This window comes from Streptomyces sp. CA-106110 (genome assembly GCF_050936285.1).
Classification (GTDB): Bacteria; Actinomycetota; Actinomycetes; order Streptomycetales; family Streptomycetaceae; genus Streptomyces.
Genome location: NZ_JBNJNB010000002.1, coordinates 232340 through 245965, shown reverse-complemented (window position 1 = coordinate 245965; position 13626 = coordinate 232340). Strand labels below are relative to the sequence as shown.

The window sequence follows — 13626 nt, the reverse complement described above, 5'->3', positions numbered from 1 at the left end:
CGATCATCGTCGTGCGATCAATGAATGGTGGCCTATACAAAACGACGTCGCCCCCGCTTGGCAGCGGGGGCGACGCATGTGTGAATACCTACGGTGGCGCCGCATGGTCCCCAGTGCTCGGCAGCCGGCGGGTTGGAGAACACGTTTGGTTGGTCGAACGAGGGGCCGGGCGCCTCACGTCCGCAGGGACGGGAGGCGCCCGACGCGTGTCGTTGTTGCGAGGTGGGTCAGCTCAGCGCCAGCCGGTACACGCCGCTCCCCGTGCCTGCGAACAGCCAGTGGCCGTCGGGGGAGACCAGCACCGAGTGCACGTCAGGGTCGAGGAGCTGCGCGGAGACACTGTTGCTCCAGTGCATGCCACCGTCGTCGCTGCGGAACACGCCCTGACCGGGCCCGTACAGGTCGCGCGATGCGGCGAACAGCGTCCCGTCCGGGGCGAAGGTGACGTCGTCGTAGGTCAGTTCGGGGATGTCGGTGGCGTCGTTAAACGATGCGCCGCCGTCATGGCTCACCTTGATCATGTTGTTCCCGACGGCCACGATGTGGTGGGGATCGGTGGGGTCGATCGCAATCCGGTAGACCTCTCCGTCGAACACCTTGACCCCGGTCGCGCCGGAGTCCGTGCTGTGGTAAAGGCCGGTCACATCGCCGATCCACAAGGAACCGTCCCGGGGGTCGACAGCGACCGACGCCACGCCCTGCAGCTCCGGGAACTGGTGCAATTGGAAGGTCGCACCGCCGTCCTGGCTGGCATACACGCCCACGGCGGGGAACGTGGACGCGGCGTAGATCTTCGACGTATCGCGGGGGTCGACAGCCACCGAGAACGACGCCCCGCCGGGGACCTGGGCCAGTGTCCGCCAGGTCGCCCCGCCGTCCGCTGAGCGTTCCAAGGCGAAGCAGTCGGTCATGCAGAGGCCGCCACGCGTCCTCAGCACGCTCCCCTTCGCGCCCGGTACGGTGGCCAGCGCTTCGATTTGGTTGCCGATGGTGAAGGGACTCTGCCCTGTCCACCCCCAATCCTGGTAGCCGGGCTGGAGGTTCGCGGTCAGGGGTGCCGTGGAACGGTAGCTGCCCACGGTGGCCGTGCCGGCGATGAGCGCGGAGCCCGAGACGGTCAGCGAGTCGACCTCGGCGTCAGGCGCGCCGATACGCTGGAAGCGAACCGAGTCCGAAGTCGTGTAGATCCCTGCCGGGGCCGCAATGACCTGCTCTTGCGGTCGGTCCGGGAAGCTGCCGGTGTCGGTGTAGACGTCGAGCGCTTTGGTGGCTGCCGGCTTAGGGGTCCACGTCTGGCCGAGATCGCGGCTGACCCACAGGTTCTTCATGGTCTTCCCGCCGGCCGCCGTCCCGACCGTCTGTGCCTGGAGCTCGCCGGCCGCGGTCAGCCCGGTGTAGGTCATCGCGTCCTTGGCACCCCACGGACCGGACAGCTGGGTCCAGGTGCGGCCGTGGTCGGTGGAGAAGACCGCGCCCTGGAATATGTTCGAGGCCACCAGGACCGGCCCGCGGGCCGACAGGTTTTCCACCGAGAGATCAAGGGGCGTCGGCAGTTTCCGCGCGGGGCCGGCGTTTCCGAGTGCGTCCTCGATGAGGTAGATCCCCTTGCCGGTGCCGACGAACAGGTCGTTGCCGTCGAGTACAAGCCGGGTCGCTCCGTTCGGCGAGCCGGGGATCTGCTGCCAGTGCAGGCCGTGGTCCGAACTGACGAAGACCCCTGCGTCACCGGCCGCGTAGACGTACTGTCCCGAAGGCGACACCACGACATCGGACATTTCGGTGGGGCTGTCCACCATCGTGTGGAACGTCCGGGCGCCGTCGTCGCTGCGCAGCAGGAAGCCCTGACCACCACCCACGACCCTCCCCGCCACATAGACGACGTCCGGGTCGTGGGGATCGGCCGCCAGTCGCATTCCCACACCGTCGGGAATTCCGAACTTGGCCTGCGGCTGCCACGTCAGACCGTGGTCGTCGCTCCGGTCGATACGCATGCCCCGGTCGGGCAGCACATAGACGCGGGACGGCATTGCCGGGGTGAACGCGAGATGGCCGCCGCTGGCGTTGGGGCCCATCGGCTGCCACTGAGTCGCGGTGGCGGTGTTCGGGGTGCCCGTACCGGCCGTGGCGGGCAGGGCCGCGGCTCCGGCGAGGGCCGTGCTCAGACCCAGCACGAGCAGGGTCTGCTTCATGGTTTTGAGGTGCATGAAACGGATCGTTGATCGGTAAACAGTCGATGGCAACCGGTCCATGCTGTCCTAACCGCGCCATGTCACATTTAGGCCAACGCGTCTGGTGACGTGTGGTGCTTTAGTGCCGTTCGTCCCACGTCGTCCCGCTCAAATCCGGCCCTGACCAGTAGTGATGGCCTGCGTGTGATTGTCAGTTGCTGATCGTCACCGTGATGTCAGTGGAGGACTCGGCTTGACCAGGGACAAGTCGCTGACCTCCTCCGCCGGTTACTTGTGACACGAGTGGGGCCCACCACTGTTTGGCGTCGACGGTGCGGGCCGGCGAGTCGGGGAGATCGGCCAGCATCAGCAGCAGGACCGGGTGCGGGCAGGCGGTGAACCACTGGGCGACAGTCCACCAGGCGGCCACAGCGGCGCGCCGCGCGGGATGGGCGGCGCGGGCCTCCCCCTCCAAGCGGGCGGCTTCGGCCTCGTGGTGGGCTGCCGACCAGGCGAGGAGGCGCAGTAGGGCGGGCAGTGCGAGCGCTTCCAGGGCGGCGGCCTGGTCGGCGTCGGTGAGGGTCTGCGCGGTCGACGTGACGGCCTGCATCACGCCTCCGGCCGTCATCTGACCGCCCGGATGAAGTGGGCCAGGATCAGGCCGCCGCCGGGGGGACGGTGCCGGTGACTTCCTGTGCGGGGGTGCGCTGCGGCAGACCGAGGCCCAGTCGGTGTCGGGTCCCTCGTCAGGGCCTCGATGTTGTCGGCTTCGAGGACTACCTGGGTGAGGTTGAGCCCGGATGCCTCGGCGGCCACGTCGGCGGCTGCGGTGAGCCAGTGGGCCGCCGCGACAGCGGCCGCGGTCGGATCGATGCCGATGAAAAGTTCGTCAGGGCCGAAGGGCTCCTGCTGCAGGAGGTGGTCAGCGGCGGCGACCTGGACGGGGGAGGCGTCCTCCGGCTGAGGAGTACGGCCTCCGGTTTGCAGATTTCCCAACGGAGTCCTTCAGGCGGGGGAGCCTTCAAGCCATCCAACTCATCGACCGTGCCCGATCCTGGTGGTCAATTACACAGAGTGGCCGAACGTCGGAGGTCACCAGCCGCGACTGTGCGCCCATCGCTGACAAATCGGACGAGCAGCGGCACCTTCGCGAACGTCGCCGTGACGCTGCGCCAATTAACCACCAGGATCGCGCAGGCGTGATCGGCGAGTACGGATACGCGGCTTGACCAGTGGCGACGAGTTTCCGAACGGCAGGGATTGTGGTCAGCCGGCGGAACGACGCCGGTGTGCCTTCTTTGCCGCGGTCTTCTGTGCCGCGGTCTTCTTCGCCGTCTTCCTTCCGGTCGGCTTCGCACGGCGTGTCTGTGCTGCGTCCACGCTCTGTTGCAGCACCGCCATCAAGTCCACCATGGCTCCCTCGACGCCCCGGGACTCCGGTGCGTGCGGCGGCTCCATGCCCTGAAGCCTGGCAGCGACGACCCGCTGCAGGGCGCGGCTGTAGTCGTCGTGCTGCTCCGCCAGGTCGAAGCCGGAGCCCATGGCGTCCATCAGGCTGTACGCCATCTGCAGTTCCTGGCGGCGGGCCGGTGGGGTCTCCGGGACGGTGATCTCCTGAGCAGGGCGCAGTTGGTCGGGCCACAGCATGGTCTGCATCGCGATTACCTCGTCCCGAGCCCAGAGTACGACGAGCGATTCCCGGGTGCGCAGCGCTGTCCGTGCGATGGCCACTCGCCCGGACTTCCTCATGGCGTCGCGCAGCAGGACATACGGGCGCGCGCCAACGGTGCCGGTACCGAGGTAGTACGCCGTGTCCAGTGCGAGCGGGTCGATCTGGCCTGCGTCGACGAACGCCAAGATCTCGATGCGTCTGGCGGTAGGAAGCGGAAGATCGGCGAGATCGTCGTCGCTCAGTACGACGACCCGGCCGTCCGGGGCCTCGTAACCGGGCGCCACTTCCTCAAAAGGGATTTCGACGTCCTCGTGTTCGCAATAGCGGCGCAGGCGTACCCGGCCACCGCCACACCGCGTGTGCACCTGGTGCAGCGGGACCTCGTGTTCCTTGGTGGCCGCGTGCACGGTCACCGGGATGGACAACAGGCCCCAGGTGATGGCCAGCTTGATGATGGTCTGCGGCATGACTCCCATCGCACCCACGCCCGCCAATGATCGCATGTCGAGCAGGCCGCATTGAGTGTTCCGCTTGGCCTGTCTGCATGCTTCGACCGAGACACTTTGGCCATCAAGGAGCTTGGAGAGCTGACCCGGAGGGCAACATCGGGTGCGGAAGCTGCGCTCGGGGGTGGCTGGTGTACTTCGATCAAGCAGCGTGACACCTCGGGATGCCAGTAGGGTTCCCAAAGTCCCGCATACGTGCTGACCTGTTTGTTCGCCAGCTGATGTCGATCTTCGTCAAGCCGTGTTGCGGTACTCGTGGATCAGGCCGCCAGGGACGTCGTGGCGCTGGATCCGCTGCGCGGGGAACGGTGTGACTCCTCCACCCCGTACGGGGTGGAGGAGTCACGGACCCGCCTGTCAGTCGGCGGTGCCCGGCGTGACTACCCAGCGGTGCGGCTGCCCGGTGAGGGAGGCGATCATCTCGAAGTCCCCGTCGTAGTGGAGCACCGTGGCACCGTGGCGCTCCGCGGTCGCCGAGATGAGCAGGTCGGCCATGGACAGGGCGCGGTGGAACCCGCCTTGCAGGGCGAGTTGCTGGACCTCCACGGCTCGGTCCCAGGCCTCGTCGGGGCAGGGCAGGTAGTCGAAGGCGTCCAGGAAACCGGCCAGCCGTGCCGCTTCCGCCTTGTCGCGGGCCCTGTGCATCATCTCGATCTTGACTGCCCCGGTGATGGCGAGCAGTCCCCGCAGGTGCAGCGGGTCGACGACCTCGCGGACGGCAGGCTTGGTGCGGCGCGCCAGGGCGGACTTGTCGATCAGGTAGCGGGTGGTCACGCGGCGTTCCGCTTGAGGGTGCCGTCCTGGTTCTTCGGACCGGTGGTCTCGATAATCTCGCTGAAGTCGAACTCGCCGCGGTCCATCGCGTCGAAGAACTCCTGCCGCCGGATCCGGTTGACGACCTCCTGCAGCGCGGCACGCACGGCAGCCGCCTTGGTGTTGACCCCCAGGGCGGCGCGGACCTCCTCGACAACGGCGTCATCGAGGTCGATAACGGTACGAGACATGATGCGGTCTCCATTACCTAGACGATACTGCAACGATATCATTGCGACGCAATAAATGATAGCGGTGGGAGGTCATCCGTGAGCGGCTCGACGGCAGCTCTGCAAGGACACTCGCTTTGAAGGCTCCCCTCCCTGAAGGGAGGGGGTCTCCACCCTCCAGGGCTGAGCGGGGATTCACGGCTCAGGCCGCCTCTTGGTCCAGCGGACCAGGAGGTCTTACGCCCTCGGCACCGTCCGGGTTCCAACCTGCCCGGACCAGCATCACGCGGGCGGAGTTCTTGTCCCTGGGCGAGACGGCTCCGCACACGGTGCAGGCATAGGTTCTCATCGAGAGAGGGAGTGCGTGCTTGGTTCTCGCTCCGCACCGCGCGCAGTCCATCGTGGTGTGCGCCGGGTGCACGAGGCGGACGTCCCGTGCGTGCTTGCGCCCCATCTCGACCAGAGCGCGTTTGGTGGCGGCGATGGCGGCATCGGCCGCCTTGCGGGCCATCGCGGTCTTCGCGAGGAACTTCGGGCGGAAGTCCTCCACCGCCACCCCGTCATGATCACGCATCACGGACTTGGCCCACTTGCGGCCGGTGTCCTCCCGCTGCCGCGCGACCTTCCTGTGCAGCTTCGCGGCCTGTGCCTGCGCCTTCCGGTAGCCCTTGGATGCGGGCCGGCCCTTCGAACGCCGGCACCGGGCCATCATCCGCTGGTAGCGGGCGAGCCCCTGCGCGGCCCGCTTGCCGTGCTCGGCATGCGGGAGATCGTAGGCGCCATCCGTGGTGATGGCCGTCTCCTTCACACCCCAGTCCACCCCGAGCACCCGCCCCGTGAGGGCAAGCGGTTCGCTCTGCGCGGGGGCAACGAAGGACACATACCAGTGCCCGAGCGTGTCCTGGTACACGCGCACACTCGACGGCTCGGCCGGAAGAGCCCGCGACCACACCACGCTCAGCACGATCTGGCCCGCAAGGTGCAGACGACCGTCCTTGAGGCGGAAACCCCGCCGGGTGTAGTTCAGGCTCGGCCTGGCCTCCCGCTTCCGCTTGAAGCGGGGCATCCCGGCCCGGCGGTGCACCGGAAGCCGGTCCTTGACGTCCTTCAGCGCCTTCGCCCGCGACTTGGCGAAGTCCCGAATCACCTGCTGCTGCGGCACCGAGGCACCCTCGGCCAGCCACGGCATCACCCCGCGGGCCTCGGTCAGCATCCTGTCCAACTGCGCCGGACCACACGTCAGCTTCTCTCCGGACTCCTTGGCTCGCTGGTGGACCTGCTTGGACTTGGCCACGCATTCATTCCAGAGCCACCGGCAGCGGTCCCACTCCGCTTCAAGTGCGCGCCGCGCGGTAGCCGACAGGCGCACACGAAAGGAGTACCGGGCATGCCCGGCCCCCTCCGTGGTCGCGTCTGTCGTCATGCAACCGAACCTACCCGGGAGGACTGACACTTGAGACCTCTTGATCGCCACGGGCTCGCTCACCTCGTCGCGGGTGGACGGTCCTTCGCCCTGGAGGCGAAACCCCTATTTCCTGTCCTGCTCCGCAGGAGACCGATTCCTCCCCCGCCTGAAGGCCGGGGCATCCTCGGAGGAACCCGGTGAACTGCGCGGATGAGTTTTCGGCACACGCAGGGCGGGCGCCCGCGACGCTTTGGCACGCAGGTCGCAGCGTGGCGTCGCTTGAGCAGGTTGCGGTGCCGGCGAAGGATCGTGTCGGGGCGTACCGGCAACAGGGGGGAGGTGCCGCAGCTTGTCCATCGGGAGGTGGTGGAGCAGGCCGGCGAGGACGGCACGGTCGGTATCGTTGAAGGCTCCCCTCCCTGAAGGGAGGGGATTCTCCACCCTCCAGGGCTGCGTGGGATTCACGGCTCAGGCCGCCTCTTGGTCCAGCGGACCAGGAGGTCTTACGCCCTCAACACCGTCCGGGTTCCAACCCGCCCGGACCAGCATCACGCGGGCGGAGTTCTTGTCCCTGGGCGAGACGGCTCCGCACACGGTGCAGGCATACGTTCTCATCGAGAGAGGGAGTGCGTGCTTGGTTCTCGCCCCGCACGTTGCGCAGTCCATCGTGGTGTGCGCCGGGTGCACCAGACGGACGTCCCGTGCGTGCTTGCGGCCCATCTCGATCAGGGCACGCTTCGTCGCCGCGATGGCCGCGTCGGCCGCCTTGCGGGCCATGGTGGTCTTCGCGAGGAACTTCGGGCGGAAGTCCTCCACCGCCACTCCGTCATGATCGCGCATGACGGCCTTGGCCCACTTGCGGCCGGTGTCCTCCCGCTGCCGCGCGATCTTCCTGTGCAGCTTCGCTGCCTGTGCCTGCGCCTTCCGGTAGCCGGTGGATGCACGCTGTCCTTTCGGTCGCCGGCGCCGGGCCATCATCCGCTGGTACTTCGCGAGCCGCTGAGCGGACCGCTTGCCGAGTTCGGCATGCGGAAGGTCGTAGGCGTCATCCGTGGTGGTCGCGGTCTCCTTCACACCCCAGTCCACGCCCAGGACGTGGCCGGTCTCCACAAGCGGCTCGACCTGGGCCGGGGCGACGAAGGAGGCGTACCAATGTCCGAGCGTGTCCTGGTACACGCGCACACTCGACGGGTCGGCCGGAAGAGCCCGCGACCACACCACGCTCAGCACGATCTGGCCCGCAAGGTGCAGACGACCGTCCTTGAGGCGGAAACCGCGCCGGGTGTAGTTCAGGCTCGGCCTGGCCTCCCGCTTCTTCTTCCAGCGGGGCATCCCGGCCCGGCGGTGCTGCGCAAGCCCGTCCTTGATGTCCTTCAGCGCCTTCGCCCGCGACTTGGCGAAGTCCCGGATCACCTGCTGCTGCGGCACCGAGGCACCCTCGGCCAGCCACGGCATCACCCCGCGGGCGTCGGTCAGCATCCTGTCCAGCTGCGCCGGACCACACGTCAACTTCTCGCCGCCCGCTCTGCTCTGCGCGTGGGCCTGCCGGGACTTGGCCACGCATTCGTTCCAGATCCAGCGGCAGCGATCCCACTCGGCTTCGAGTGCGCGCCGGGCTGTCTTCGACAGGCGTACACGGAAGGTGTACCGGGCATGCCCGGTGTCCTTCGTGGTCGCTTCTGTCGTCATGCATCCGAACCTACCTGGGAGGACTGACAGTTGAGAGTTCTTGACCGTTGTGGGCGGCATCACGGCCGTGCGGGGTGGACGCCGGATCGCCCTGACGGCGATCCGGCTGTCCCTGCCCTGCTCCGCAGGAGTCCGATTCCTCCCCGGCCTGAAGGCCGGGGCATCCTCGGAGAAAGCCGGTGAACCTGGGCTTGCCGACCTGGCGCTGCAGGACCAGCAGCTGGTGTCACAGTGCCAGGATCTCGATGTCTTTGTCTCGGTCACTCATCGGCAGCGGGTGCAGGAGCGCAAAGGTGTTGGTCGCGGCGAGGTAGGCCAGGCGCAACAGCACGACAGATCATGATGTCGTCGATGCCTAGCACTGGCCAAGGCTCTGACGCGATCGGCGGGCACGGCCGGAGGCTGGTGATCGAGGCTGTGAACTGGGCGGATGATGTATCGGCACCCGCAGACTCAGCCCCTTGCCGTCCTTCAGTTCCACCCCGGCTGCCCGACCCGTCACGGGGAGCCGGGCGACGACGACACCGCGGCGCGTACAGCGGCACTGTCAACAACGGCGTGATCTTCGGCTGAGCATCCGGCCGCGTCCCCGCCGACCCGAACCTCCAGCACCTCCGGCCACCGGGGGTGCTGTTCCCGTTCGGGCATGCCGCCAGACGCCGGGGCGGGCGCCGGGGTCACTGCTCGGCGCAGACTGCGTCGCCCGGTGAGGTGCGCACCCGGGCCAGGAGTGCGCGGAGCGCGGTCATCTCCTCCGGGGACAGGTCGCCGAAGAGTCCGCGTTCGACCTCGTCCACCGCGGTCTGGGTCTCGGCCAGGACGCCGCAGCCACGGTCGGTGATGGCGACGATGTGCCGGCGCCGGTCGGAGGGGTCGCGGCGGCGCTCGACGAGCTGGGCGGACTCCAGGTCGTTGAGGATGGCGACCATGATGCTGGGATCCACCTCGAGCGCCGCGACGAGGCCCTGCTGCCCCATGGATCCGCACCTGCCGAGCAGCATCAGCGTGGCTGCGGCCCGCGGCGCGAGGCCGCAGGAGGCGAAGGCGCGCTGGACGCGGCTGTTGGCGATGGCGCCGTGCCGGGCCAGCAGGAAACCGAGCCGCTCCAGCGGGTCGCCGCCGGCAGCATCCTCAACCGCGATCTCGTTCCCTGTCATGGCTCCATGATAGCGCGATGTCAACCATCGTGATCGATGGTTAATCCACGACTTTCAATGATTCTTCGGCGACCCGCGCCGCGATTGCGACCGCGTGCGGGACCTGCCCGCACGCCTTGGCGGGCGCTTGTGCCGGGTTATTCCACTTCCCCGGTTTCCTTGCGCGAGGCGATGGTCACACCCCATAAACGATTGACCATCATCAATCATCTGTTAGGTTCCATTCACCAGCGATTCACAGCGCCGCCGACCCCCTCGGAACCAGCGCCTGCGAACCAGGCGCCCGCCCCGGCGGCCCCGCGCGAATCGCCCCCGCACGACGCAGACCGGCCCACCGGCCGGGCCGTCGTCCGACGCCCCCCACACCGGGGCACGGCAAGGAGAGACCCGACATGAACAAGTGGACGCGCATCATCGCAACCTCCACTGCCTCGGTGGCGCTCGCCGGCACCGCCCTGCTCGGAGCCACGGGTTTCGCCTCCGCCGCTCCCCGGCCCACCGGCCAGGACCGGCAGACCGTGACCGTCAGCAGCACGGCATGGGACAGGACCGCCGACCGCGCCGGGAACGACGACCGGCGCTGGAACGACGAGATCACCCGTCGCCACTACGACTACGGCCACCACCGCTGGAACGACGAGATCACCCGTCACCACTACGGCCACCACCGCGTGCAGTACTGGAGCCACGGCCACTGGGTGACCGTCTGGCTGTCCCACGGCCACGGACCCGTCCGCTGAGGCGTGACCGGATCCGGCACGCCCCGCCGGACCACGACGCCGCGCCGACCGGACGACGTCCCGGGCGACAGGGCAGGGAGCCACGCCGGTGCCCAGTCGCTTCGTCCTCACACGGCCCGGCACCGGCCGGCCCCCACTCCACTGCCTCCCGTCGCGCCACCGGCACACCGAAAGACCCGGAGAACACCATGCTCAACACCATCCCGACCACGAAGAACAGCAGCCTGCTCACCAACGCCCTCGTGGCCATGCGGCGCCTGCCAACCCCCACCCCCACCGCCGGCACCGGACGACACCGCGGCCGACCCGCCAGCGAACGCCTCGCCTCCGTCGGCGCCCCCGGCATGGGCGCCCACCGCCGCCCGCCCGCCGCCCCCGCCCCCGGCGGCACCGCCGCCCGGGACTGAACACCACGGGCATCCTCGGAGTTCAGCCGGCCTTGGCCGGGCGCAGCCGCGCCGCTCAGGCGTTCCCCCCTCCGCGCGGGACTTCAGCGCCTGCGCGACGCCGATCGCTGCGCCAACGTGACCGTGATCAGAACGCGGAGTCGCTCGTCGACCACGCCCTCGGAGGACTCGGCAATGGCCTCGAGGCTGGTGCCCGCGGTGATCCAGGCATTGGTCAGTGCTTGGAGCGACAGGGCAGTGGCGATGAGCCGGCTACCGAACGCGGAATCCAGGCCGCTCCTCACCCGGGCCAGGACATCGAGCCGGAGCCACCAGCGGCGCCCTACCGCACGGGCCTCACGCCACCACCGGGCCACGGATTGCACAGAACAACTTGACAGGGGACGACGAGGGCGGCCCAGCGTGTGCCGCTCGAAAACACGATTCTGGCCCTGATCTGCAGGTTTCCCGGACCGGAGCAGTGCCCCGCACGGCATCTGCGATGATCCTTCGATGCCGCTGTCCATCGTCACCGCGCTGGTCCGGAACCTGATCACGGTGTTTGCTGCGGTGCTGCGCACAACGCGTGGCCAAGGATGCGGAAGTGCTGGCGTTGCGGCACCAGAACGCGGTGCTGCGCCGCCAGATCGCCCGGGTCCGCTACGAGCCCGCCGACCGGGTCTGGCTCGCTATTGCATTGCTTCAACAAGAGTCGGACGGCATGTGGAAACAGCTGACCTGCGGGTTCTCTGATTGTGAGTTCTCTGAACTGGTGCACCGCAACTTGTCCTGGCCTGACATCAAGTGCTCTCGGACGTGTTGCCGCTACTCGGCAGACGACCTGGCCGTGTCGGCCAGGGCAGGGCTGGAACTGCGCCATCAACTCCCGCAGGAGCCCGTGCTGGTGGGGACGCTCAACACCGTTCGGAGCGTCCGTCTGAGCCTGTGCAACTCATGCTCAGTCAGGAACGGTCGAGCGTTAGAGACGTGGTGAACTCTCACGTGTGTGTGTGGCTTCTTGGTGACTCGGCGAACTGCAAAACAGAGGAACTGGGCGCTGACACCCAGCAGGTACACGGCGGTCGTGGTCGTTCCGACGAGCCCCCACAGGAGGGGCCCTGAACAACACCGGGCGAGCAACAGGCTGACCAGCGCGACGAAAGCAGCCATGGGCAGATGGAAGGCGGCCCATATCCGCGCGTCGGCGGCGGACCTGCCCGGCGCCATGGGGGCACTGCCGTAGGCGACGGCACCCAACGCGACGAAGGAGAGCGTCGCACCGGCGAGGAGTGCCAGGACTTCGGCCGCGCCTGGGGCGCCCCGATCGGACGACGTCATTGCGGTGGCGGTCCACAGTGCCAGGGTGTATCCGTGCGGGGCCGCGCTCGCGGCCACGGTAGCGCGGAGTTGGCCACGGTAGCCGCGTTCCGGGGCCGCGCGGCCACCGGGTCTGACCGTCCTGGGTTGCGGTTGACTATCCGTCGGCGACATGGATGACGACCTTTCTGTGCCGGTGCTCCTTCTCGAGCGCTTCGTACGCGGCGCGAGCCTGCGCGAGGGGAACGACCCGGTCGATCTCCGGGCTCAGCCGTCCGCTCCTGATCGGCTCACTGATGGAGTCGAGTCCGTCGTGGTCCGGTTCGACGACGAAGGGCACTCCGCGCGTGCCGCATGGTCCTGGGCCGCTCAGGGCGTCGGGTGGTGAGGGAGGCGGCCCATGGCGCGACGACGACAGCGCCGGGCCCGGGCTCGGGGCGCAGTGCGGTCTCATGGACCGGCCGTTGGGCCTCTGCGTCGGCGTGCGCGTACTGCGCGCATCGTGTTCATGAGGCGGTCACTTCCTGATGAAGGGCGACGCCGTGCCAGTGGCCAGGCCGTCGCGACCGGCATCACGGGTACGGCCGGAGCCGGCATCGCCCATTCAAGGGATCATTGCCGCCGCCCTGCCGGTCGGGGGCACCGCTCAGTCCGCCCTGTCGGCGACACCACCCCGTTCGATCGCCAACCGGGTCAGTTCGACTCGTGTGTTGATGTCGAGGTTGGTGAAGATGTGCTTCATATGGGTGTTGACGGTGTGTACGGACACGTAGAGACGGTCGGCGATGGGTCGTCGGATGCGGTGGTCAGTGTTCGCGCAGCGCCGCAACAGCTTCCGCCGTCGTCCATGTCGCGCTCGCCAGATAGCGGTAGTTGATGAGCGCGGAGAGGTACCCGTCGCCTTCGGGAAGCCGGGCTCCGGCTGTGGCGTCACGCACGACGACCACTTCGAAGCCCTGCTCGATGAGTTCACGCAGATGGCTCTCGACGCACAGGTTGGCGGCCATGCCGGCCAGGATGACCTGTGAGACTCCGTGCTTGCGCAGTTGAAGGACGAGGTCGTTCGACTCGGGCCCATAGATCTTGTGCGGCGAGGTGATGATGGTCCTGCCGTCGAGTATGTGTTCCCGGTAGGCGGGCAGGAAGTCGGCCCCGGAGTCCGCGAAGCCGTCGAGAGCGAGGGGGCCCTGGCGCTTGAACATGCCCACAGAGTGCATGTACTGCTCCAGCGGGCCGCCGAACTGCCAGGCATCGTCGGACGGGTAGTAGTAGTGCGGCGAGATCGCCACGGTGATGTCAGCGGCCTTGGCGGCTTCAAGCAGTTGCCCGATATGGAGAACGGTGTCGTTGTCGGTGATGCTGCCACCGAAGACCTCCCATGTGGCACCGGCCGGGCTGAGGAAGTCGATCTGCGGGTCGGTGACGACGAGAGCCGCGCGTGACAGGTCGAGACGGAAGCCGCTGTCCGGAAGCGCGGGCGCGGAGGGCTCTGCGTAGAGGTCGGCCTGGTTGGACGCCATGAAGTGGACTCCTGATTGGTGACTCGAAGGTGCATGAGCACCTTCATTATAACTGTCCAGTCGTCTATGAATCCATAAGCGAA

Annotated in this window: 16 protein-coding genes and 1 pseudogene; 3 read left to right on the top strand and 14 right to left on the bottom strand. The window is 67.9% G+C overall.

Features of this window, described 5'->3' with window-relative positions:
• Positions 1–227: 227 nt before the first annotated feature.
• The 10 genes and pseudogenes from ACQEXA_RS58835 to ACQEXA_RS58790 form a co-directional block, all read right to left on the bottom strand.
• Complete coding sequence (locus tag ACQEXA_RS58835) at positions 228–2204, bottom strand: hypothetical protein (protein ID WP_433134960.1); 1977 nt, start codon at positions 2202–2204, stop codon at positions 228–230.
• 175 nt (positions 2205–2379) lie between these two features.
• Positions 2380–2778 (bottom strand): hypothetical protein, encoded by a 399-nt coding sequence (locus ACQEXA_RS58830; protein ID WP_432940842.1) that lies wholly within the window; start codon positions 2776–2778, stop codon positions 2380–2382.
• A gap of 14 nt (positions 2779–2792) precedes the next feature.
• Positions 2793–3164: a hypothetical protein gene (locus ACQEXA_RS58825; protein WP_432940841.1), complete on the bottom strand. Its 372-nt coding sequence runs from the start codon at positions 3162–3164 to the stop codon at positions 2793–2795.
• A gap of 270 nt (positions 3165–3434) precedes the next feature.
• Positions 3435–4307 carry a Ku protein gene (locus ACQEXA_RS58820; RefSeq protein ID WP_432940839.1) on the bottom strand — a complete coding sequence of 291 codons (873 nt, stop codon included), beginning with the start codon at positions 4305–4307 and terminating at the stop codon, positions 3435–3437.
• 396 nt (positions 4308–4703) lie between these two features.
• Positions 4704–5120, bottom strand: a complete 417-nt coding sequence (locus tag ACQEXA_RS58815; protein WP_433134958.1) for a PIN domain nuclease — start codon at positions 5118–5120, stop codon at positions 4704–4706.
• Positions 5117–5350 (bottom strand): type II toxin-antitoxin system VapB family antitoxin, encoded by a 234-nt coding sequence (locus ACQEXA_RS58810; RefSeq protein ID WP_433134957.1) that lies wholly within the window; start codon positions 5348–5350, stop codon positions 5117–5119. Before ACQEXA_RS58810 ends, ACQEXA_RS58815 begins: the two co-directional genes overlap by 4 nt.
• A gap of 181 nt (positions 5351–5531) precedes the next feature.
• Positions 5532–6752: an RNA-guided endonuclease InsQ/TnpB family protein gene (locus ACQEXA_RS58805; RefSeq protein WP_433134956.1), complete on the bottom strand. Its 1221-nt coding sequence runs from the start codon at positions 6750–6752 to the stop codon at positions 5532–5534.
• Positions 6753–6967: 215 nt separating this feature from the next.
• Positions 6968–7091, bottom strand: a pseudogene (locus tag ACQEXA_RS58800) (integrase); the annotation flags it as partial.
• A 111-nt stretch (positions 7092–7202) separates the two neighbouring features.
• On the bottom strand, positions 7203–8423 hold the full coding sequence (locus ACQEXA_RS58795; RefSeq protein ID WP_433133308.1) for an RNA-guided endonuclease InsQ/TnpB family protein: 1221 nt from the start codon (positions 8421–8423) through the stop codon (positions 7203–7205).
• Positions 8424–9100: 677 nt separating this feature from the next.
• Positions 9101–9580 carry a MarR family winged helix-turn-helix transcriptional regulator gene (locus ACQEXA_RS58790; protein ID WP_359410656.1) on the bottom strand — a complete coding sequence of 160 codons (480 nt, stop codon included), beginning with the start codon at positions 9578–9580 and terminating at the stop codon, positions 9101–9103.
• A 392-nt stretch (positions 9581–9972) separates the two neighbouring features.
• On the opposite strand from ACQEXA_RS58790, the gene ACQEXA_RS58785 reads away from it, so the two are divergent.
• Positions 9973–10320, top strand: coding sequence for a hypothetical protein (locus ACQEXA_RS58785; protein ID WP_433134955.1), 348 nt, complete (start codon positions 9973–9975; stop codon positions 10318–10320).
• A 188-nt stretch (positions 10321–10508) separates the two neighbouring features.
• Positions 10509–10727 (top strand): hypothetical protein, encoded by a 219-nt coding sequence (locus ACQEXA_RS58780; protein WP_432940832.1) that lies wholly within the window; start codon positions 10509–10511, stop codon positions 10725–10727.
• Positions 10728–10810: 83 nt separating this feature from the next.
• On the opposite strand, the gene ACQEXA_RS58775 is transcribed toward ACQEXA_RS58780, so the two are convergent.
• Entirely contained in the window at positions 10811–11092 is a 282-nt protein-coding gene (locus ACQEXA_RS58775; protein ID WP_432940831.1) for a hypothetical protein, read from the bottom strand.
• 200 nt (positions 11093–11292) lie between these two features.
• Here ACQEXA_RS58775 and ACQEXA_RS58770 point away from each other — a divergent pair, with 200 nt between their 5' ends.
• The gene (locus ACQEXA_RS58770) at positions 11293–11700 is read left to right on the top strand and encodes a hypothetical protein (protein ID WP_432940829.1); all 408 of its coding nucleotides are present in this window, start codon (positions 11293–11295) and stop codon (positions 11698–11700) included.
• 480 nt (positions 11701–12180) lie between these two features.
• Here the strand turns inward: ACQEXA_RS58770 and ACQEXA_RS58765 are convergent, their stop codons facing one another.
• The 3 genes from ACQEXA_RS58765 to ACQEXA_RS58755 form a co-directional block, all read right to left on the bottom strand.
• The gene (locus tag ACQEXA_RS58765) at positions 12181–12363 is read right to left on the bottom strand and encodes a zinc-binding dehydrogenase (protein WP_433134954.1); all 183 of its coding nucleotides are present in this window, start codon (positions 12361–12363) and stop codon (positions 12181–12183) included.
• 306 nt (positions 12364–12669) lie between these two features.
• Positions 12670–12852 carry a LuxR C-terminal-related transcriptional regulator gene (locus tag ACQEXA_RS58760; protein ID WP_432940825.1) on the bottom strand — a complete coding sequence of 61 codons (183 nt, stop codon included), beginning with the start codon at positions 12850–12852 and terminating at the stop codon, positions 12670–12672.
• Entirely contained in the window at positions 12830–13543 is a 714-nt protein-coding gene (locus tag ACQEXA_RS58755) for a cysteine hydrolase (RefSeq protein WP_432940823.1), read from the bottom strand. Before ACQEXA_RS58755 ends, ACQEXA_RS58760 begins: the two co-directional genes overlap by 23 nt.
• Positions 13544–13626: the final 83 nt, after the last annotated feature.

Bases quoted from the DNA above. Each gene is read 5' to 3' on its own strand.
- ACQEXA_RS58835 (WP_433134960.1), bottom strand. From the start codon at position 2,204: ATGCACCTCAAAACCATGAAGCAGACCCTGCTCGTGCTGGGTCTGAGC.
- ACQEXA_RS58830 (WP_432940842.1), bottom strand. From the start codon at position 2,778: ATGCAGGCCGTCACGTCGACCGCGCAGACCCTCACCGACGCCGACCAG.
- ACQEXA_RS58820 (WP_432940839.1), bottom strand. From the start codon at position 4,307: ATGCCGCAGACCATCATCAAGCTGGCCATCACCTGGGGCCTGTTGTCC.
- ACQEXA_RS58810 (WP_433134957.1), bottom strand. From the start codon at position 5,350: ATGTCTCGTACCGTTATCGACCTCGATGACGCCGTTGTCGAGGAGGTC.
- ACQEXA_RS58805 (WP_433134956.1), bottom strand. From the start codon at position 6,752: ATGACGACAGACGCGACCACGGAGGGGGCCGGGCATGCCCGGTACTCC.
- ACQEXA_RS58795 (WP_433133308.1), bottom strand. From the start codon at position 8,423: ATGACGACAGAAGCGACCACGAAGGACACCGGGCATGCCCGGTACACC.
- ACQEXA_RS58790 (WP_359410656.1), bottom strand. From the start codon at position 9,580: ATGACAGGGAACGAGATCGCGGTTGAGGATGCTGCCGGCGGCGACCCG.
- ACQEXA_RS58785 (WP_433134955.1), top strand. From the start codon at position 9,973: ATGAACAAGTGGACGCGCATCATCGCAACCTCCACTGCCTCGGTGGCG.
- ACQEXA_RS58780 (WP_432940832.1), top strand. From the start codon at position 10,509: ATGCTCAACACCATCCCGACCACGAAGAACAGCAGCCTGCTCACCAAC.
- ACQEXA_RS58755 (WP_432940823.1), bottom strand. From the start codon at position 13,543: ATGGCGTCCAACCAGGCCGACCTCTACGCAGAGCCCTCCGCGCCCGCG.